The sequence below is a fragment of the Streptomyces sp. NPDC005141 genome, from assembly GCF_053599975.1.
The window spans coordinates 106,363-126,605 of record NZ_JBSFYW010000007.1 but is presented as its reverse complement, the minus strand read 5'-3'; the positions used below and the strand labels follow the sequence as shown (position 1 = coordinate 126,605).

General features: G+C 68.4%; 16 protein-coding genes and 3 pseudogenes. 12 read left to right on the top strand and 7 right to left on the bottom strand.

Annotated features, from left to right (window positions below; all coding sequences use genetic code 11):
- Positions 1 to 264 precede the first annotated feature (264 nt).
- The 4 genes and pseudogenes from ACWD68_RS08090 to ACWD68_RS08075 all read right to left on the bottom strand — a co-directional run bounded on the left by ACWD68_RS08090 (position 265) and on the right by ACWD68_RS08075 (position 3,738).
- On the bottom strand, positions 265 to 396 hold the full coding sequence (locus ACWD68_RS08090; RefSeq protein WP_451805625.1) for a hypothetical protein: 132 nt from the start codon (positions 394 to 396) through the stop codon (positions 265 to 267).
- Positions 393 to 680: pseudogene (locus ACWD68_RS08085) on the bottom strand (transposase); the annotation flags it as partial. The gene ACWD68_RS08090 and the pseudogene ACWD68_RS08085, both read right to left, overlap by 4 nt.
- Positions 681 to 1,230: 550 nt before the next feature.
- Entirely contained in the window at positions 1,231 to 1,572 is a 342-nt protein-coding gene (locus ACWD68_RS08080) for a peptidoglycan-binding domain-containing protein (protein ID WP_451805624.1), read from the bottom strand.
- A 2,025-nt stretch (positions 1,573 to 3,597) separates the two neighbouring features.
- Positions 3,598 to 3,738 (bottom strand): hypothetical protein, encoded by a 141-nt coding sequence (locus tag ACWD68_RS08075; RefSeq protein ID WP_451805623.1) that lies wholly within the window; start codon positions 3,736 to 3,738, stop codon positions 3,598 to 3,600.
- A gap of 55 nt (positions 3,739 to 3,793) precedes the next feature.
- On the opposite strand from ACWD68_RS08075, the gene ACWD68_RS08070 reads away from it, so the two are divergent.
- From ACWD68_RS08070 to ACWD68_RS08060, 3 genes and pseudogenes are all read left to right on the top strand, one after another.
- Positions 3,794 to 4,048: a calcium-binding protein gene (locus ACWD68_RS08070; protein ID WP_451805622.1), complete on the top strand. Its 255-nt coding sequence runs from the start codon at positions 3,794 to 3,796 to the stop codon at positions 4,046 to 4,048.
- Between the two features lie 1,893 nt (positions 4,049 to 5,941).
- A complete protein-coding gene (locus ACWD68_RS08065; protein ID WP_451805621.1) occupies positions 5,942 to 7,054 on the top strand; it encodes a catalase family protein in 1,113 nt (370 codons plus the stop codon).
- Positions 7,055 to 7,587: 533 nt separating this feature from the next.
- Positions 7,588 to 7,775, top strand: a pseudogene (locus ACWD68_RS08060) (SpoIIE family protein phosphatase); the annotation flags it as partial.
- A gap of 641 nt (positions 7,776 to 8,416) precedes the next feature.
- On the opposite strand, the pseudogene ACWD68_RS08055 reads toward ACWD68_RS08060, so the two are convergent.
- Positions 8,417 to 8,644 (bottom strand): annotated as a pseudogene (locus ACWD68_RS08055) (alpha/beta fold hydrolase); the annotation flags it as partial.
- A 375-nt stretch (positions 8,645 to 9,019) separates the two neighbouring features.
- Between ACWD68_RS08055 and ACWD68_RS08050 the strand changes: the two are divergent.
- The 5 genes from ACWD68_RS08050 (at position 9,020) to ACWD68_RS08030 (ending at position 14,270) form a co-directional block, all read left to right on the top strand.
- Entirely contained in the window at positions 9,020 to 10,219 is a 1,200-nt protein-coding gene (locus tag ACWD68_RS08050; RefSeq protein WP_451805620.1) for an acetyl-CoA C-acyltransferase, read from the top strand.
- 109 nt (positions 10,220 to 10,328) lie between these two features.
- Positions 10,329 to 10,955 (top strand): HAD family hydrolase, encoded by a 627-nt coding sequence (locus tag ACWD68_RS08045; RefSeq protein WP_451805619.1) that lies wholly within the window; start codon positions 10,329 to 10,331, stop codon positions 10,953 to 10,955.
- Between the two features lie 190 nt (positions 10,956 to 11,145).
- Positions 11,146 to 11,838 (top strand): TetR/AcrR family transcriptional regulator, encoded by a 693-nt coding sequence (locus ACWD68_RS08040; protein ID WP_451805618.1) that lies wholly within the window; start codon positions 11,146 to 11,148, stop codon positions 11,836 to 11,838.
- Between the two features lie 379 nt (positions 11,839 to 12,217).
- Entirely contained in the window at positions 12,218 to 13,486 is a 1,269-nt protein-coding gene (locus ACWD68_RS08035; RefSeq protein ID WP_451805617.1) for an acyl-CoA dehydrogenase family protein, read from the top strand.
- A 1-nt stretch (position 13,487) separates the two neighbouring features.
- Positions 13,488 to 14,270, top strand: a complete 783-nt coding sequence (locus tag ACWD68_RS08030) for an SDR family oxidoreductase (protein ID WP_451805616.1) — start codon at positions 13,488 to 13,490, stop codon at positions 14,268 to 14,270.
- 228 nt (positions 14,271 to 14,498) lie between these two features.
- On the opposite strand, the gene ACWD68_RS08025 is transcribed toward ACWD68_RS08030, so the two are convergent.
- A complete protein-coding gene (locus ACWD68_RS08025) occupies positions 14,499 to 15,155 on the bottom strand; it encodes a TetR/AcrR family transcriptional regulator (RefSeq protein ID WP_451805711.1) in 657 nt (218 codons plus the stop codon).
- Between the two features lie 5 nt (positions 15,156 to 15,160).
- Positions 15,161 to 16,456, bottom strand: a complete 1,296-nt coding sequence (locus ACWD68_RS08020) for a PucR family transcriptional regulator (RefSeq protein ID WP_451805615.1) — start codon at positions 16,454 to 16,456, stop codon at positions 15,161 to 15,163.
- A 188-nt stretch (positions 16,457 to 16,644) separates the two neighbouring features.
- Here ACWD68_RS08020 and ACWD68_RS08015 point away from each other — a divergent pair, with 188 nt between their 5' ends.
- Genes ACWD68_RS08015 through ACWD68_RS08000 form a run of 4 tightly spaced genes read left to right on the top strand, consistent with a single transcriptional unit; the run spans position 16,645 to position 20,238 of the window.
- A complete protein-coding gene (locus tag ACWD68_RS08015; RefSeq protein ID WP_451805614.1) occupies positions 16,645 to 17,403 on the top strand; it encodes an ABC transporter ATP-binding protein in 759 nt (252 codons plus the stop codon).
- A complete protein-coding gene (locus tag ACWD68_RS08010) occupies positions 17,400 to 18,215 on the top strand; it encodes an ABC transporter ATP-binding protein (RefSeq protein ID WP_451805613.1) in 816 nt (271 codons plus the stop codon). The genes ACWD68_RS08015 and ACWD68_RS08010 overlap by 4 nt, the downstream gene beginning before the upstream one ends.
- Entirely contained in the window at positions 18,212 to 19,093 is an 882-nt protein-coding gene (locus ACWD68_RS08005) for a branched-chain amino acid ABC transporter permease (protein WP_451805612.1), read from the top strand. The genes ACWD68_RS08010 and ACWD68_RS08005 overlap by 4 nt, the downstream gene beginning before the upstream one ends.
- Complete coding sequence (locus tag ACWD68_RS08000; RefSeq protein ID WP_451805611.1) at positions 19,090 to 20,238, top strand: branched-chain amino acid ABC transporter permease; 1,149 nt, start codon at positions 19,090 to 19,092, stop codon at positions 20,236 to 20,238. Before ACWD68_RS08005 ends, ACWD68_RS08000 begins: the two co-directional genes overlap by 4 nt.
- Positions 20,239 to 20,243 lie beyond the last annotated feature (5 nt).

Genomic DNA, 20,243 nt, shown 5'->3' with positions numbered 1-20,243 from the left:
ACCGGTACGGCTGGCCGCTCTCGGCGCTGTTTGCCGGAGCCGCTCCTGGGCGGTCGTTGGCCGATGAGTGGGCCGTTCCGCTACTCGTCCTGCGCGGCGACCGGGGCATGGGTGGGTTCCACACCGACTGGCCAGGTGATCAGCTCCCTCACGCGATCTCGTACAGCCTCTCCAGACGCTCCCTCGTCCCATCGCTCTTCGGGGTGTACGTCACCATCCGGGCGCCCGCCTCGCTGCCCAGCCACAGGTCTGTGTGTTCCAGGGTCAGGTGGCCGCGTACGGGTTGAGGAACTCCTTGGTCTTGGTACGGCTGCCCACGACCTCGTAGCGCTCCCAGATTTCGCGGAACTCCGGTGGCTTTAGACCGTGTACTACGTGGTGAGGCGGACGAGTCACTTGTAGCAGCAGAGCGCGGCTGCCAGTCCGAGGAAGGCCAGGTAGTTGCGGGGATTTCGTTCGTAGCGGGGGCCCAGGCGTCGGTAGCCGCACACCCACGACATCGTCCGCTCGATCACCCAGCGGCGGCGCCCTAATCGTCCGCTGGATTTGTGGCTCTTGCGGGCGATCCGGACCCCCATGCGCTTGCCGCGCAGCCATCTGCGCAGGTCGGCTCGGTCGTAAGCTTTGTCCGCATGAAGGCGCTGCGGCTTGAAGTACCGGCCTCGGCGAGGGTCGTGTCTCCTTACATTGTTTCTGGGGTTGATTCCGGTCACTCGTAGGAAAGGAATCGAAGGCGTCCTTGGTGCTGTTGACGGCCTACCAAACCCCTGCTGCCCTGCGGGCGGGTCGGGAAAATCCGGCTCGCGACCTGGTTGAAGAACCGCAAGGTCCGTAACTCAAGCCACGCCGGCTGCCGGCCGCGTGTGAGGAACCACCGTTCGCTGTGCACCACGCCGCCTCGGCGGTGCTCGACGACCGGGAACCGTGGTCGGCTGGAGCTTGCGGGCCCAGGAGTTGCTCGGCTACCCGGAGCCCGCAGTGATCGGCTGTCCGGCCTTCGACTTCGTCGCCTTGGCCGAGGAGGTCAACTTCTCGCAGGCGGAGCGCAGACTGCACATGGCGGCCTCTCCGCTGAGCCCGCGGATCAAGGCTCTGGAACGCGAACTCGGGCACGAGCTCTCGACGAGACGCTGCGGGGTAGGTGGCGCCGACCCTGCCGCAGTTGGGGCGCGTTCCTGCAGTGGGACTGGCGCCGACGTTGATCCTGGTACACCGTCCTTCTGTCGCTGGCTATTTGGTCCGCAGCATGAGGGCAAAACGTGTGTTGTCGCCGTAGACCCCGGTCTCATCGCCGCGGATCCCGTACCGCTTCTGAAACAGGGTCACTGCCGCTCGGACCTCCGCGTCGTAGCGGCCGTCGATCGGCCCACCGTCGTAGATGCCGGGTATCTGCAGAAGACGCACCTGCAACTCGTAGACGCCATGGCCGCTGTCGTCTTGGCGCAGGACGCCCGTGCCCGGGATTTCGGGGAGCGGCGGGTCTGATGTGCCGTGCGGCGGGCGGTTCGACTGCCCTCCAGTCGGGAGGGAGGGGTCCTTCGGCGCGGGAGTCGCCGGCAGTGGGGATTCCATGTGCCGGGGAGGCGAAGAGGAGGTCGCAGGGTCGGCGTTGTGGTGGGTCAGCAGCCAAGTGGCGAGGATCAATCCGCTCGCCGCGCCCAGCCCGAAGATTCCGGTGATTCGCAGGTCCCTGCGGCTGGTGAATCGCCGCCGTCTGCCGCCGGTCTTGCTCCCGTGTGCGCGGGCGGATGGCGCAGATCCCCTTAAGGGCGCCGTGTCGAGCTGGTCGAACGGGACGGCAGGACAGTGGGGGACGTCCGACCAAGCGGTGTCCGGCCGGGGGCTCCTACTCGACGCGCTTTCCTGCCAGGGAGCCGGAGTTGGGAGAGCCACGGCTGGTGCGACAGCCTCCGGGTCCGGTCCACCGGCCGTCGGCGGCTTTCCCATCGACGGGGGCGGGACGGCCTCCAGCCCTCTGGGCAGCCCCGGTGGCTCCGCCACGACAGACTGCGGGGTGACCTGGCGCAGGCCGCCAGTCGGCAGCGATTCAGTGGCAGTTGGGCGGTGGGGCCCGGGACGCTCTGGTTGCGTGCCTGACGACACACGTCTGACTGGCAGTGCCCGGCCGGATGCGGAGGAAGCCGGGGTCGACGGGGACGAGGTCGGCTGGGGAAAGGGGGCATCCCCGGTCGGGTGACCGTGCCAGCTCTGGGGCTGAGAGGGGCCCTCGACGTGTTCCTGGTTCTCGTCGCGCAGGAGGTCGGCGCGTGCGGCATCCAAAGCGTCCAGCACGGCTTGGAAGGAGTCTCTGATCCCTTGCGCGATGTCAGGGTCCGAGCCGGGAGTCCGCTCAGGGTTGGCGTCGTTGCGACCCACCGGGTCCTCCTCAGTTTGTCTTGTTTCTGACGGCCCATTTCTTTCATCAGCGGCGGTCAGGTGCCAGGTGTGGGGTGGTGATCACTGCGAGGGCCGCTGCGCAGGGCGCTCCGGTGGCGGGTTTCCCTCTTCTTCTCAGGGAGGCAATACGTAGGCCGCGCGGCTTTGTCTTCATCCTGTGGCCGGTATGTAACCCACGCCTCATTCAGAGCCCGGGCGGTGGTACAGCCGCACATCTCGTTCTGCAGAGCCCCGAATTCGCCGAACTGTGGATCCGATCACCGCGTCCGCGCCTGCGACACGCCGTGGGGGAACTGCGCGACCCTTGGATCGGTTGGGTGACCATCACCCAAAGATGCTCGACCCTCACATTCACCGGATCACGCCCTCGTTGTGGCCACCACCGCACCGGGAACCGCCTCAGACGCTGCGCTCACCCTGCTTGCTCATGCCACCACCGGCTCTCACGGCCAGTGAGGTGCCGGCACATCACATACCGCGGCGCATACCTGGCCCGGTGAGGCCGCCGCAGTGGACCTGGAACCGGACGGCGAACAGAAGCGTCTCGGCCATCCGGCAGGGATGATGAGGCAGACGTGGTCAACACGCCGTCTCCCGGCCGTATCGGGAGGGACGTGGGCGACAGGCAGCCGATCGACGGCACACCGGAAGAAGGGGCAACCGTGGCAGTACCTCGGGGCTGCCCTTCGAACTGTCCCTGATCGTCACCGGCACAACGTCAACGAGGCCGCCGTCATACGACGCCTGGCCGAGCGCTACGGGTACGCGCTTAGGGGTGCACGAGGGCGGGCGGCTATGGGGATCGGCGCTGGCCGGTCCCCGATGGCCGCCTCACAGCGGCCGGCGAGGCTGCGCAGTGCTGCTGGCACGCGGTATTCCACTTCCCGAAAGCTGCCGTTGATCACCCTGCGGTGACCTTTCCACCGCCCGCCTCGTCTCACATGCCTGGAAAGATGGTCGGACACCACCTGGAGAGCGAGCGCCGGTGGGTCTCACGCCGCTCGCTCCAGGCGATGTCAACTGCCTGCGCACCAGGGCGGCCGACGGCGGGGCGACCGAAGCCGAGGGTGCGCCTCTGGCCGGCCAAGCCGCTGACGCGGGCGACGGCGGGGCTACAGGGCGGCGATGACGTCGGCAGAGCCCATCGGCAGCGAGAACATCGAGAAGTCGTAGGCGATGGCGTTGTCCTGCTCCTCCCTCCTACGAGGCGGCGGCGACGCAGTCGGTCAGAGTGATCACCCGGAAGCCGTGCTCGTAACCGGTGCGCATGGTCGACTCCACGTTCAGCGCGGCTTCCCACCCCGGCATGCTCGGGGTGCCCAGGCGGCCCAGTGGTGACACCGGCTGAGTGTGGGCACGGAGACGGGCGTTGAGGGGAGGCCATGGCTGAGGACCGGTGAAGGTTGCAAGGGCATTCAGACTGGCCGGCAACTACACCATCAACGGCAATGCCGGCAACGACACCCTCAATGGCGACGACGGCAACGACATCCCCACCGGAGGCAGCGGTAACGACACGCACAACGGTGGTGAAGGTAACGACACCCTCAACGCCATGGACAACCTAGTCTTCAATGACACCGTCGACGGCGGCCTCGGCTTCGATACCTGCAACCGTGACACAGGGGACGCGGCCGTCAACTGCCCCTGAACAATTGCCCTTCGACCGGCACCGCTGGATGGCCGGAACGTGCCGGGCAGTGCGGCTGCGCGGTCCGACCCCCTGACCCGGGTGCTCGCAACCTGGCCGCGTGCTGCGTGATCAGGGTGGTGTTCCGCAGTGTCGACGCTGATGCGACCGCTGTCGCCGCGTCGGCCCCGGCAGTCTGGCGCGCCTCACCTCCTTGCCGGTAAGTGCTCAATTCAGGGTGCCCTCTCGCGGTCTGGCAGGTCTCGAAGGTGGGAGCGGACTCGGCGGGCGCCAGGAATGAAGAAATTGCGCGCAGGGGACGTCGAGCCGTGGGAAGTGAGCAGCACTCGGCCCGGATCGAGCCGCAACCGTTCGGCTCGTACGCCGAGGCTGCCGCGCTGTCCCGGTCATCAACGTCCCTTCCAGCAGAGTTACATACCCCACTTTTCAGCCTGCGGGTGAGCGCTCATTCGATGCGCCCCGTTGAACCCGGTAACCGGTGACCCACCTGCAGACCGGTAAGTGAGGTTCGTACATGTCAAAGATCGGTCCGAAACAAACCAAGCGGCGTCTCCCCACCGCTGACTGCTGCCCGGGTTGGGTGCACCTTTGCTCCCGTCAACTCAAGGACTGAGGACGGTCGCTTCATGGACTACTGCATCCCGTGCAGCCGCACGCTCAACGGCGCCGTTACCTGCCCAGAGTGTGGGGCATACGACCCCGGCATGGCACAGCTGAGCGATCGGAGAGGCGGTGCTCCGGCCGTCGAGGTCGCGATGCCGGAGGTCCGCTTGAGTAGGGGACCGAGCTCCTCCGGGTCGCCCCTTCCCGGGTCACCGACTGCCTCGCAAGACCTGTCGGCTGACCGGTACGACCGTCCGGCGCGGCTGAAGAAGTATGCCGTCCGGTCTCTTGCCGCAGCCGCCTTCACCCTCCTCGGAGGCCTGGCCACCGCATCGGTGTTTCCCCAGTCGACGGCCCCACGAGCAGCCTCGATCCCGGAACAGCCGTCCCCCGAAGAGCCCGGGGTCCGCGTTCCCGATTCACAGGCTTCACCGGAGCGTGTGACCACGCATCCGGCCCGAAAGGGCGTCCGGGACCGAAACGGTGACGGGATCCGGCGTCCTCTGCCAGCGGCGACTCGCAGCACGTCACCGGTCTCTCGGCCTCCCGCCACCACCAGTGCACCGCCACCAGTGAAGGCGAAGCCGACCCCCCGAGCCTCCAGCGGTCGCCGCCCCAGCTCGCCCTCGCAGGCTGCAACCCCTTCCGCGAGGCCCTCCGCCAGTCCTTCCGGCAGCATCAGCGCCTCTCCTACCGGTTAGTGGCTCACCGAGCAGCAAAGGGGAAGACGGTGGCTGAAACACTGGCAGGGCTCCCCAGCACAGAAACCCCTGGTCCGCGCGCGGCATCCGTCTGATCGGCAGCGGGCTTGCCAGCGCCAGCAGAGGCCACAACCACGCACCCGTTTGCCGTCAACAACGTGCGGCACGTGGACTGTGACCAGGAGTTCGACGGTGGCGATGGCGTCACCCTCACCGGCCCGGGCACCGGTGACGAGGATGCGAACATCGGCAATTCTGAACGGTGATCGGCTGACGTGGTGGTGCCGGCCGGCCAGGATCGGCTTTCGAAGTGGTCCAGGCCCAGGCCGTGTTGAGTTCGCGGTAGTCGTGCTCGATGTGCCGGCGGACCTTGGCCGGACAGGCCAGGTAGTGACTGGACCGCTTGTGGGAGCCGTTCATCTTTTGTCCGTTGTCCCTCTGAGCCGCATCCCACGCACTGGACACCGACGAGTAGCCAGCACCGACGATTCGGTGCGGGGAACGTGCGATCGCCCACAGTTATGTTGTGCACAATCAAATTGCGTACTAGCGTCTGTGCGCAGTACACACACGAGAGGGAGGCGGCACAATGAATCCTGTCCGCTACGAGGACTACCGATCCACCGAACGCCCTTCCTACCAGGAGGAGATGGAAGCAGTCATTGCCCAGGTGGCACGTCGTACTCGCGCCTCGGTCGAGCGCGAGACCGTCGGCCGCGCTGTCCGCACGGCCCACGGCAAGACCTACGGCCTCCTCAAGGCCACGGTCACGGTTGGTGACAATCCTGGCTCCTACCGGCAGGGAATCTTCGCACGGCCGACCGAGTACGACGCCGTCGTCCGCTACTCGAACGGCTTGGGCCACGACCGCCCCGACCACCAGCTGGGCGCGGCTTGCGGAATGGGCATCAAACTGTTCGGAGTTGCCGGCCCCTCGCTGCTGGACGACGAACGAGACAGCGGCACCTTCGACCTCAACCTGATCAACAACGATGTCTTCTTCGCGAACACGGCCTACGACTACATGGTGATCGAGGATTTGTTCGCCGAATTGCCCGAGGCCCTCGTGGACCCAGCCCGCCGCAAGACCTGGATGGCGGATTTCCTGACCCGCCGGCTGACGCTCACCGATCCCGACAGCTGGCTGTGGGACGAACTGCTGGCCATGCTGTCGTTCACCGGTGTCCCGCGCAGGAACCTGCTGTCGTACACCTATAACAGCATGGGCGCCTTCCGGTACGGCGACCACATCGCCAAGATCCGCACCGTGCCGACCGCCGCGTCCCTGGCTTCCATCACGCAGCAGATCGTGGACGTGCGCGCGGACAATGAGGCATTCCGCCGCACCCTGGTGGCCGAGGCCGCGGAGCGAGACCACTCCTTCGAGCTCCAGGTCCAGCTCAACACCGATCTGGCCCGTATGCCGGTGGACAACACGTCCGTCAAGTGGCCCGAGGACCTGTCCCCCTGGGTGACGGTCGCCCGGGTGGATCTCCCGCGCCAGGCTATCGGCGGGTACGACAACCTGGCGGCCGCCGACGCCACGTCGATCACGCCGTGGCGTTCACGCGAGGACCACCGGCCCATCGGCGAGATTCAGCGGGTGCGGCAGGAGGTGTACCGGCGCTCATCCATCGAACGGCACCGCATCAACGGGCAAGAGCGGCGCGAACCGGCCGGCAGCGCTGAGCTGCTGGGCTGAGCTGCCTCGGTCGCGCCCGCCGCCGCGCAGGTCAAGTGGGCCCGGCACCGCCGTCCACCGGCCCGCTGGGCACCCAGGGGCGCGCGGCAGCCAGGTGGTGGCTGGTGGATTGGATGGCCGGCAGGTGTGTGGTGCCCCGTAGGCCGGCGCCGACTTCCGCGGCTCGGACCGGTTGAACCCGTGCACGAACCGCTCGTGCCCAGCATCCAGTTCACTCGCCCACAACCTGACATCAGCAAGGTCCCCATCCATGACCACGCATGTCATCTGCAAGCACCTGCGACTTCAAAACCCTGGGCGTCGACTTCGCAGGGCCGCCTGTCTTTGACCGGATCGGGCTCGGCCAGTCAAGTCTGACCTACGTAACTGGTACGGGACCAGGAGGGCCGAAGGTGGGTGCTGCGGTGCCCACCCGCTGGGTCGCCTGCTGGCGTCGGCGCACGACGTGGCCCGCGAGGCGCGGTTCTGGCCGCGCTGGAGGGCGCTGCCGTCTCAGCCTCGTGGATGCTCGGGCCGACCGACGGTCTGTAAGCGAGCAGGTCGTCGGCGCCACCTGCCTGTACTCCGTGTACGACCCGGTCTCCCGGCGCCGCTCCGTGGCTCGCGTCGGCCACCCGCCGCCGGTGGTGACCGCTCCGGATGCACGGGTGGCTCCGTCGACCTGCCCGCCGACCCACCGCTCAGCCTGGGCGGGCTGCCGTTCGAGGCCCGGGAGATCGACAAGCTGTGACCTCCAGCGGCCTCCAGATGCCCTTCCTCTCTGCCTCGAGCTCCCGTCCGCCGCCCCCGACCAGCACGGTTGAGCTTCGGTGCTCGGTGCGCGCTGACTCCATGGCCACCCATGAGGTAATACCGCAGGTCCTAGCTCCGATCGGATGAGTTGTCGTACCGCTCGACCTGATCGGCCCACAGCCGCTGCGCAGTACGCGTGTGGCAGGTCTCCGCCGCCGAGGAACTGACCACACCTCTTGCACAGTGGTCCCCATATTCACCCCCGACCCACTGCCCGCTCGGTCGGGATGCTCACGGCCGGGGCGTTCAGGTGGCGGCCGACGGTTTCGGCGATCAGGCGGACCGTGACGCCCTCACTGTCCTGCGGTCTTTCCGGCGTAGAGGTCGCGAAGCTCTTGGGCGTCGTGGGCGAGCAGGCGCTCTTCGGTCGTGGGTGTTTCGCGCCAGTCGATCATGTAGTGCGAGCGTTTGCGCTGATCCTGGTCGGTGCGCAGGGTGGTGGCCAGAGCGCCGGGGTGCGGGGTCGAGATGGTGTTCTTGGGCAGATTCCAGCTCGTTCCGCTCGTGCGAAACCGTCAGGGTGCGTACGCGGCCGGGGTGGGAGTGAGCGGTCCACCGAGCCACCGCGCCTCCCCAGTCATGGCCGACCAGGTCGAACGCCGCCCAGCCCAGTTCCTCGGTGATCGCGATCACATCGTCGACGAGAAGGCTGATGCGATAGTCCTCGGGCCGCTGGGTTCGGGCGCCGGGGGACTACCCGCGCCGGTCGGGTGCCACCACCCGGTAGCCGTGCGCGGCCGAAGCCGCGATCTGTCGTTGCCAGACCAGCCCCGTCTGCGGGAAGCCGTGCAGCAGCACCTGGCGGCCTCCGGGCGGACCCGCCACGATCGCGTCGAACACGCCCGCACCCGTGGAGAGGCTCAGGCAGGTCGCGATCCCCCTTCATACCGACTGGTCGGTAGCCTTCAGGTGAGATGGCGGCTGCTGTCAAGACCTGCCCGCCATTGAACATGACGCCGAATTCAACTATAACGATCGGAAGGTCGACTCCCTGTCGCCGCTGCGGCCATGACTCACGTCGAAGGCCGCTCAAGGAGACGGTCAATGAGCCATCTCCGCACGACAGTTGGCGTTCGGCGCCCCCTGTCGGCGATCGAGCCCGGCTCACGGCACTCGGAACCCCGGCCCCGAAGCTCCCGGACGAACCGGACCAACAGGAAACAGTGAGGCGACATGAGGGAAGCAGTCATCGTTTCGACGGCACGGACGCCGATCGGAAAGGCTTACCGCGGCGCGTTCAACGACACCCAGGCGCAGGAGCTTGCCGCTCATGCCCTTTCACACGCGGTGCAACGCGCCGGGCTCGATGGAGGTGAGGTCGAGGATGTGATCTTCGGCTGCGCCGTGCAGCAGGGGGCCTCGGGTTTCAATGTCGCGCGTCAGGCTGCTCTCCGTGCCGGACTTCCGGACGTCGTGTCGGGGATGACGATCGACCGGCAGTGCTCGTCGGGCCTGATGGCCGTGGCGACGGCCGCCAAGCAGATTGTCACGGACGGCATGCAGGTCGCTGTCGGCGGCGGTGTCGAGTCGATCTCCCTGGTGCAGAACGACCACATGAACACCCACCGCATGGAGGATCCCTGGCTGGTCGAGCACAAGCCGAGCATCTACATGCCGATGCTGCAGACGGCGGAGATCGTCGCCGAACGCTACGGCGTGAGCCGGGAGCGTCAGGACGAGTTCGCGCTGGTGTCACAGCAGCGCACCGCGGCGGCGCAGGAGGCCGGCCGGTTCGACCGGGAGATCGTCGCGCTCGCCGGCACCAAGAAGGTTCTCGACAAGCAGTCCGGGGAGGTGCGGGACGAGGAGTTCACCCTGGCCCGGGACGAGGGCAACCGCGCGTCGACGACGCTCGAAGGCCTGGCAGGGTTGGCCCCGGTGCTGCCCGACGGTCGGGTGAGCGCGCGTTCCAGCGTGACGGCGGGCAACTCCTCGCAATTGTCGGACGGGGCTTCGGCGTCGGTGCTGATGGAATCGAGGGAGGCCGAACGCCGCGGACTGGAACCGCTGGGTGTCTACCGGGGTATGACCGTTGCCGGATGCGGGCCGGACGAGATGGGCATCGGCCCGGTGTTCGCCATTCCGAAACTGCTGAAGCAGCACAACCTCACCATCGACGACATCGGTCTGTGGGAACTCAACGAGGCGTTCGCCTCCCAGGCGTTGTACTGCCGGGACGAACTGCACATCGATCCGGAGCGGTTCAACGTCGATGGCGGCGCCATCTCGGTCGGTCATCCGTACGGAATGACCGGTGCCCGGCTGGTGGGGCATGCCCTCGTCGAGGGGAAGCGCCGGGGCGTTCGGTATGTGGTGATCTCGATGTGTGTCGGCGGCGGAATGGGCGCAGCCGGACTGTTCGAGGTCGTCTGAGGTCCCCATCCCTGCTGGAGAACGTGGCTGCTGGAGAACGTGGCTGCCGTCGCATTGCACGGCAGTGGGCCGACCGTGAGAGAGAGGCGTGGAGACCGTGTCGAAAGTGGTGGCAAAGCCCCGAACCGCGATCCTGGTGGATTTCGGAGGGGTCATCACCTCCAGTGTGCTGCAGGCTTTCACCGACTTCGGCGCCTCACTCGGCGGCGATCCGCGCCTGCCGCTTGACCTCCTCGGCCGGGACCAGCGATCACGTACCCTCCTGGCCGATCACGAGTGCGGCCGTCTCGACGCCGAGGGCTTCGAGAAGGGATTCGCCGAACGCCTCCGCGTCCACGGCGCAGACGTACCGGCCGAGGGGCTCACGGCCCGGATGCAGGCGGGCATGTCGATCGACCAGGACATGCTCGCGCTGCTCGGTGATCTTCGAGCCGCCGGCCGTCCCGTTGCGCTCGTGTCCAATTCGTTCGGTACCGGAACCTACGACGGCGTCGACCTCGCCGCCGTTGCCGATGCGGTCGTGATCTCCGCGGAGGTCGGGATCCGCAAGCCCTCCCGGCGGATCTACGCGATCGCATGTGAACGCCTGGGCATCGACCCCGAGGAGGCAGTCATGATCGACGATCTGCAGCAGAACCTCGACGGAGCGGCACGGATCGGAATCGGGGGCGTACTGCACACCAGCGCCGCCGATACTCGCCGCCAACTCGCCGAACGCTTCGGGATCACCGCCTGATCGCTGATTCGGCGAGGATGAGACCCGCACGGCCACCTGCTCGCATCCTCGGCAGGCGCCGCCCACGATCAGCGATGTCGATCCTGCGTGCCGCCACGGGCCGTCACTGTCGACACCATTGCGCTGCGCGGCGCCAGGGGTCAGTCCCACGTTTGTGACTATGGCGTCGGATTCAAGTACCGTTTCCGGAATGGACACCACTGCGCCCGAGGAGATCGACGGCGAGTACGCACCCCCCATGGCGCCCCTCTCGAACCTTCGCGAGCCGCCTGCGACGAAGCGCGGAGCGCGGACACGGGCCGCATTGGTGAAGGCCGCGCGGAAGGTGTTCGAACGGGACGGCTATCTCGACACTCGCCTGACCGACATCACCAAAGAAGCTCAATGTGCGGCGGGATCCTTTTACACCTACTTCGCCAACAAGGAGGAGGTGCTCGCCGCCGTCCTCCTGGAGGCCCAGGAGGACATGATGCACCCCGGCATGGGCCGGGTGCAGGGTACCGACGATCCCTATGCGGTACTCGAGGCGAGCAACCGCGCGTATCTCGAGGCGTACAAGCGGAATGCGAAGCTGATGGCCCTTCTTGAGCAGGTCGCACAAGTGGAGCCGGAGTTCCGCGAGTTCCGAAGGCGGCGCGCTGACGCGTTCATCCGCCGCAATGCCCGCGGCATCGCCGACCTGCAGGCGCGGGAAGTCGCAGACCGTGGGGTCGATCCGGTGATGGCCTCCCGTGCCCTGTCGGGCATGGTCAGCGTCTTGGCCTACAACGCCTTCGTGGTCGGCGAACGGCAAGAGGAAGGTGCACCGGTGGACTTCGAGGAGCTCGTGTCCACGGTCACCCGTCTCTGGGCGAACGCCCTGCGGTTCCCCGGCCACCGCTGACCCCGGCAGCCTGGACCGCCTGGCTCACCGCACCCGGTATTTGCCGGGTGCTTCTCATTTCGCGTCTCCCTTTGTCGTCTCCTCCGCGGGAGGTGGGCGGTCCTCTTCGCGCGCTGCCGTGCGCCCTCACTGTTGAACTTGACGCCAGATTCAATTATAAAGTTCGACAAGAGCATGGTCACGCCGGCTCGCGGCCGTGCCCCGGCTTCGCACGCCCCGTCACGAGAGGGGTCGCTGTGACCGTTGCCCAAGGAGCGGCCATCGTCACCGGTGGTGGCGGCTGCATCGGCAGCGCGCGAGAGGTGTCGGAGCGAGTCCACGCCGTCCATCCGGGAAGCGCCGTCAGCGCAACTTCCCTTCCCACCCGTCAGGAGTCCAGATGTCCCTGTTCGAGATACGGGATCGCGCCAAGAAATACCAGGCGGATCTGCTCGAGTTCATGGATGCACACGTCCACCCCGCTGAGGCGGTGTACCACGTGCAGATGCGCGCGTCGGGTGACCCGCACTTCCACCCGCCGATCATCGAGGAACTCAAGGCGGAGGCGCGAAGGCGCGGACTCTGGAACCTGTTTCACCCGCACCCGGAGTGGGGCCCCGGGCTGACGAACCTCGAGTACGCGCCACTGGCGGAGATCATGGGGCGCAGTCACATCGCCCCCGAAGCGTGCAACTGCAACGCTCCCGACACCGGGAACATGGAGGTGCTCACGCTGTTCGGCAGCGACGAGCACAAGGAGAAGTACCTCAAGCCCCTGCTCGACGGCACGATGGCCTCGGCCTTCGCGATGACCGAGCCGCGTGTCGCCAGCTCCGACGCCACCAACATCGAGTTGCGGATGGAGCGCGACGGCGACGAGTACGTGCTCAACGGCCGTAAGTGGTTCGCCTCCAATGCCCTGCACCGCAACTGCAAGGTGCTCATCGTCATGGGGAAGACGGACCCTGGCGCTGCTCCGCACAGGCAGCAGTCGATGATGGTCGTCCCCATCGACGCCCCCGGGATTACGGTGATGCGCGGCCTGCCGGTGTTCGGCTACCAGGACCGTGAGGGGCACGCCGAAATCGACTTCGCCGACGTACGGGTGCCGGTCAAGGACCTCCTCAAGGGCGAGGGCGAGGGTTTCGCGATCAGCCAGGCCCGGCTCGGGCCCGGTCGTATCCACCACTGCATGCGGGCCATCGGCGCGGCCGAGCGGGCGCTGGAGCTGATGTGCCGGCGCGCGCAGTCGCGGGTGACATTCGGTAGTCCGGTCGCCGAACGGTCCAACATCCAGGACTGGATCGCGGAAGCGCGCATCGACATCGAGATGATCCGGCTGCTCACGCTCAAGGCCGCGTATCTGATGGACACGGTCGGGAACAAGGAAGCACGCACCGAGATCGCGGCCATCAAGGTGGCCGCCCCGAACATCGCTTTGAAGATCATCGACCGCGCGATCCAGGTGCATGGAGCAGCCGGTGTCACCGAGGACTTCCCGTTGGCGATGATGTACGCGCAGCTGCGGACACTGCGGCTGGCGGACGGTCCCGACGAGGTCCACAAGCGGGCCATCGCCAGGCAGGAACTGCGGCGGTACCGCGACGGGGCCACCACGGCGGCGAGCGGCACGGACACCCCCGGCGGCCACAAGGCAGGGGTGAACTGAAATGGCAGGGCTGGACCTCAGCGGTCGCACCGCCGTCGTCACGGGCGCCTCCCGCGGTATCGGGTTGGCGATCGCCCAGGCCATCGCCGCCGCCGGCGGAAACGTCGTCCTCACCTCCCGGTCCCAGGAGGCGGCGGACGCCGCCGCGGCCCAGGTCGGGGGCACGGCGATCGGCGTCGGTGTGCACGCGGTCGACGAAGAAGCGGCCCGGCGCTGTGTCGATCTGACGCTGGAGCGCTTCGGAAGCCTCGACATCCTCGTCAACAACGCGGGGACCAACCCGGCCTTCGGACCCGTCATCGACCAGGACCATGTCCGGTTCGCCAAGACCTTCGACGTGAACGTGTGGGCTCCTGTCCTGTGGACGGGGCTGGCCGTGCGGGCCTGGATGGGCGAGCACGGCGGCGCCGTCGTCAACACAGCCTCGGTCGGCGGCATGACCTTCGAGGCGAACATCGGGTTGTACAACGCGTCGAAGGCCGCACTGATCCACCTCACGAAGCAACTGGCCCTGGAACTCTCGCCCAAGGTTCGCGTCAACGCGGTGGCGCCGGGTGTGGTGCGCACGAAGCTGGCCGAGGCTCTGTGGAAGGACCATGAGCAGGCCCTGTCCGCCGCGACGGCACTCGGGCGCATAGGGGAGCCGGCAGACATCGCCTCGGCGGTCGCCTTTCTCGTCTCGGACGCCGCGAGTTGGATCACCGGCGAGACGATGGTGATCGACGGCGGCCAGCTCCTCGGTGACGCGCTCCCGTTCAGGCAGGGAGCCGACACCGGTGTCTAGCCAGGACCTGGCCGGCCGATCACGCCGCAGACGCAGCGCTGGACAGGCGCCGTCCCTTTCCTGCAACGGCCGGACAGGTCCTGGCCTGGACAGCGTCGTGATCGACGCCGAGGCGTACACCCCCGTGCCCGCTGTTGCCCTGAGGCGGCGCTCGGCGCGGGGTGTCCGGGGAGTGAGGCGTCGTCGTGCTGGGGCCGGTCCTGTCCCCTCAGCCCGGCGCCGGGCGTTTCAGCGGGGCGCTGCCGACAGGTGGATCAGGATGCCGCACACCTCGTCCACGATCTCCCGGGCTTCCGTCTCGTCGCCGCAGTCGCCCAGCTCGCGCGCCGTCCCTCCGATGACGGTGGTCAGCACGCTCACCCGGACCCGGCCGGCGCGTCGCCGCTCGTCGATCTCCAGGAGCCGGGCGTTGCGCCGTACCCATGCGCGGTCCCACTGGCGGCGCAGCGCGTCGAAGCCCGCGGGGCCGTCGTCTTCCACGAGGAGTCTGCCGAGCCTCCGGTGGTCCCAGGCGCCCTCCAGGTAGGCCCTGGCTCCCGCCACGAAGAGGGCGACGGGGTCGTCCACGCCACGGTTGCGCTCGGCGGACAGCGTGGTCGCGGTCAGACGCTCCTGCTCCTCCCGGAACTCCTCCCACAGGGCGAGGTACAGCCCTCGCTTCCCGCCGTAGTGCTGAAAGAGGCTGCCCACCGGGATGCCGCAGCGCGTCGCGATCTCGGTGAGACCGGCGTCGGCGTAACCGCGCTCGGTGAACACCTCCAGCGCGGCGTCAAGCAGCCTGCGCCGGAGGCTTCCGTCCTGCCCGGCGTATTCCTCGGGCAGACCCGTGCCCGCCTGCCCGGCGGGCAGCTGACGTGCCGCTTCGGTCCCGGCAGACTCCACCATGCCGCTCACTCGCATTCCCCACCTTCCTCGGCCCCGTCGCGGATGGCGAGGGCGACCAGTAGTTCCAGGAGGTCGGCGATCCGGCGCGGATTGCGGCCGGTGCGTTCCTCGATCCGGCGCAACCGGTAGTGCGCCGTGTTGTGGTGCACCCGCAAGCGCTCGGAGGCCAGCCGCAGGTTGAGGTCCGCCTCCGCGAAGGCCCGTATGGTGGCGGCCAGCGTGTCGCCACGTCTGCGGTCCTCCTCCAGCATCAACCGCACCCGGGGATCGACCAACTGGCGCGCGAGGTCGTCGGCGCGCAGCGCCAGGTAGTCGAACGGGGACAGCCGCGGCAGCGCTGCCACCCCGCCCCCGCTCGGCACCAGGTCGAGGGCGGCCCGCGCCTCCTGGTATGCACGCGGCAGTTCACCTGTGCCCTGGGCGACCGTACTGATCCCCATGGAGAGCATGGTCCCGGCCCGCGCGAGCCGCCGCTGCACGGTCTCGAAGTGGGCGCATATGTCCTCTGCGTCCATGCCGGCCCGGACCACGGGCACGGCCACCACCTCGCCGTGGCGCACGACGACCAGAGTTCTTCCGGCCCAGGGCCCGGCGACGCTGATCGACGCGCTGGCGGCATACCCGTTCTCGGCCGAGGTCGGGTCGCCGGTGCGGGTGTCGCCGACGCACACCGCCACGACCGCCATCATCGGCGAGCGCGGTCCGATGCCGTACGCCTGAGCCGCGGCCATCAGCGGACCGCGCGTCGGTGCCACCCCGGCCAGGAGCTGGTCCAGAAGATCGCGGCGCTCCCGGTCCGCGTCCGCCACCACGTGCTGCTGGTACTCGACGTATGCCTGCGCGGCATGGGTGCTGGCGTAGTCGACGTACCGCATCAGAGGGGTGACGAGGGACAGCGCGGCCTGCTGGGCCTCGGCGGACGTGCCCGCGCAGTCCAGCAGCGCGTCCCACAGCACCTGCCGGCCGACCCGGAAGGCACTGATCCAGTCCTCGAGGGCAAACCCCGCGCGTGCTCGGCGCAGCGCTGCCGCGCGGCTGAAGAGCAGGTCCTCGGGAGCCATGTCGCGATCGCCGGCCAGCGCCGCCAACTGCATCCGGTAGTGCTCGAGCACCTGGTCCCGTACGTCGCCGAAGAACCGTTCGTCCTGCAGCGCGTACGACGGGATCTCCGTGCGCATCACATCGACGGCGGTCTCCGCCACCTCCTCGACCCGGTCGTGGACGGCGTACAGGATCCGCCGCCGCTCCCGGCGGAGCGGTTCGGAGAGTCGGGGAGTGCCCAATGCAGGACCGCGAGGCATGGCGCCGATCGTCGCCGCACTCCTCGTGCTTCGTCAACAGGTTCGGCGTGAGACATCTCCCGGCACTTGTGCGCGGCGCACAGTTCGGCCACCGAGAAGTTGGGTGCCCACACCCAATGTGCGCCTGCAACGTCCCCACCTACTGTGACGCTCGCCCACCCCCCAGCACCTCGAAAGGGGCGTCACTCATGCTCGCGGTCGAAGACATCACCGTGCGCTTCGGCGGGATCACGGCATTGGACGGTGTCGCTTTCACTGTCGAGCCGGGCACCGCCGTAGGGCTCATCGGGCCGAACGGAGCCGGCAAGACCACCTTGTTCAACTGCCTCACCAGGCGCTGCACTCCCGACGGGGGAGAGGTGCGGTTCGAGGGCGAGGACCTGCTCGCCCTCCCTCCGCACGCCGTGGCGGGGCGCGGCATCGCCCGCACCTTCCAGAACCTGGGCCTGTTCCCGCAGCTCACGGTCCGGGAGAACGTCATGGTCGGCGCCCACAGCCGGGGGCGCACCGGACACCTCGCCGCGGCGCTCCGGCTGCCCCGCGTCCGGCGGGAGGAGAGGGCACTGCGTGACCAGGCGGACGACTTGCTACGACGGCTCGGCCTGGCGGACGTCGCCGACCATCCCGCCTCCGGACTGCCGTTCGGCACGCTCAAACGCGTCGAACTCGCCCGGGCTCTCGCGGTACGGCCCCGGCTGCTGTTGCTCGACGAACCCGTCAACGGGCTCAGCCACGGCGAGGTGGACCAATTCGCGGATCTGGTCCGCTCGGTGCGCCAGGAGTTCGACCTCACGCTCGTGGTGGTCGAACACCACATGGCCTTCGTGATGGGCCTGTGCGACAAGGTGGTCTGCCTCGACTTCGGCCGCAAGATCGCCGAGGGCACGCCGGAAGAGATCCAGCGCGACCCGGCGGTCGTCGAGGCGTACCTGGGGGTGGCCGCATGAGCGAGCCCACCACCGACAGCACCGAGGCCGCGGCGGGTGAGGGGCGGGACTTCCTGAAGGTCTCCGACCTGCACGCCGGATACGGCCAGGCCCGCGTGCTGCAGGGCCTCGACTTCTCCGTCGCCCGAGGTGAGGTGTGCGCGATCCTCGGACCCAACGGCGCGGGCAAGACCACGACGCTGCGGGCGCTGTGCGGCATGGTCCGCGGCCGCGGCTCGGTCACCCTGAACGGCACGGAACTCCTGGGCCGCTCGCCCGAGCAGGCCGCCAGGCTCGGCGTGGCGCATGTGCCCGAGGGCCGAGGCACCTTCAACGACCTGACCGTCGGGGAGAACCTGCGCATCGGCGCCCACCTGCGCACCGGCCCACGGAGGCGGGGCCGCACCGAGCGCGCGGCCGTGGCGACCGACCTGGAACGGATCTACGACTACTTCCCCAAGCTGCGCCAGCGGTCGCGGCAGGCCGCCGGGAGCCTCAGCGGCGGCGAGCAGCAGATGCTCGCCGTCGGCAGGGCGCTGATGCTGCGGCCCTCGCTGCTGCTCCTGGACGAGCCGTCCCTGGGGCTCGCGCCGCTGGTCACCCGCGAGCTCTTCGAGATCGTCCGTGCCGTCAACGAGGAGGAACGCACCACCGTGGTCGTCGTCGAGCAGAACGCCCAGCTCGCGCTGGATATCGCGCACAGGGCCCACGTACTCGAGGCCGGCCGCCTGGTGCTGTCCGGACCGGCCGCACAGATCCGCGAGGACGGGCAGGTCGCCGAGGTGTACCTCGGGGTCTCCGTCCTCTCCCGAAAGGCCGGGTGCGCGCCGTGACCGATCTGCTCCAGCAAGTGGTGGAAGGACTGGGCTCCGGCGCCGTGTACGCCAGCTTGGCGCTGGCCCTGGTACTGATCCACCGGTTCACGGGGATCGTCAACTTCGCGCAGGGCGAGCTGGCCATGCTCTCGACGTACGTCGCCTGGCAACTGATGGCGTCCGGGATGCCGTACTGGCTGGCACTGCCGGTCACCCTCGCGGTGTCCTTCGTCGGCGGCATGCTGCTCGAACGGATCGTCATCCGCTCCGTACAGGGCGCGCCCGAGCTGACGGTGGTCATCGTCACGGTCGGCCTGTTCATCTTCGTCAACGCGCTGGCCGGCCTGATCTGGTCGTTCACCGTGAAGGACTTCCCGCAGCCCTTCCCCGACGGCGGACTCGACCTGACCGGTGTGCGTATGGACTGGTCGACGCTCGGCATCATCGGTGTGGTGGCCGTCGTGATGGGCCTGCTGTACGTGCTGTTCCAGCACACCTCCATCGGCCTGGTGATGCGGGCGGTCGCCTGCAATCCGGCCTCCGCCCGGCTGTCGGGCATCCGGGTGGGCTGGGTGCTGATGCTCGGCTGGGGCCTGGCCGCGACGGTCGGCGCTGTGTCGGGCGTGCTCGTCGCCCCGGTGCTGTTCCTGGAGCCCAACATGATGGGCGGGGTGCTGATCTACGCGTTCGCCGCAGCCACCCTCGGGGGCTTCGACAGTCCGGTCGGCGCGGTCGTCGGCGGCCTGTTCGTGGGTGTCGCCGAGACCCTGACCGGGGCGTACGTGGACGTGATCGGCGCTGATCTGAAGGTGGGCGTCCCCCTGGTGATCATTTTGGCCGTGCTGCTGGTGCGGCCCCAGGGCCTCTTCGGACGGGCGGCGGTGGAGCGCGCATGAGCACCACCACAGCGGCACTCGGCACCGACCGGGTCCGGTGGCTGCGGGCCACGCTCACCGTCCTCGTCGCGGCGGCGGTCGCCGTCGGCGCACCGTTCTACCTCGCCCCCTTCCAGGTCTTCCAGCTGACCATGGTGCTCCTGTACGCCGTGGCGCTGTCCGGCCTGAACCTGCTGGTCGGCTTCGGCGGGCAGATCTCACTTGGGCACGGCGCGTTCTTCGCGGCGGGCGCCTACACAGCGGCGGTCATGCTCGACCGGTACGACACCGGCCACCTGGCCACGCTGCCGGCCGCGGCCGCCGGATGCTTCCTGCTGGGCCTCGGGTTCGGAGTGCCCGCGCTGCGACTGCGCGGGCTGTACCTGGCCCTGGTCACCCTCTCGTTCGCGGTGTTCCTGCCGCCCCTGCTCAAGCGGCTCGAGCCGGTGACGGGCGGCTCCATGGGGCTGACCGTGAACAAGCTGCAGCCGCCCGCGTGGAGCGGGCTGGCCGAGGACCAGTGGATGTACTTCGTCGTCCTCGCCGTCACCGCGGTGGCCCTGGTACTCGCCCGCAACCTGCTGCGGTCCCGGGTCGGCCGGGCACTGCTGGCCGTGCGGGACAACGAGAGCGCCGCCGAGGTCATGGGCGTGCGGCTGTCGCTGCACAAGACCCTCGCCTTCGCTTGGAGCGCGATGTTCGCGGGTGTCGCGGGGTGTCTGTACACCTGGGTGATCGGCTTCGTCTCGCCCGACTCCTTCAGCTTCGTTCTGTCCATCACCCTGCTGGCCGGCCTGGTGGTCGGGGGTCTCGGCTCGCTGTACGGACCCCTGTTGGGGGCGGCGTTCGTGATGTACGTGCCGAGCGTGTCCCAGGACGTCAGCGAGGCGGCACCGGGAGTCGTGTTCGGCCTGCTCATCATCACGGTGATGGTCGTGGCCCCGACGGGACTGGCCGGTCTGCCGGCCCATGTCCTGGGCGCAGTCACCCGTCGCCTGCCTCGCACCACCGCTGCCCTCGACCGGACGCCAGAGGCCGAATCCGCGCCCGATGCGGAGCCGGAGTCCCAGGCACTGTCCGCTCCCTCCGAGACCCACACTCCTGCGGACCCCGCAGTTGTCGACGCCGAACCCGTGGGCGCACCGCCCCGCACGGAAAAGGAATGAACCAC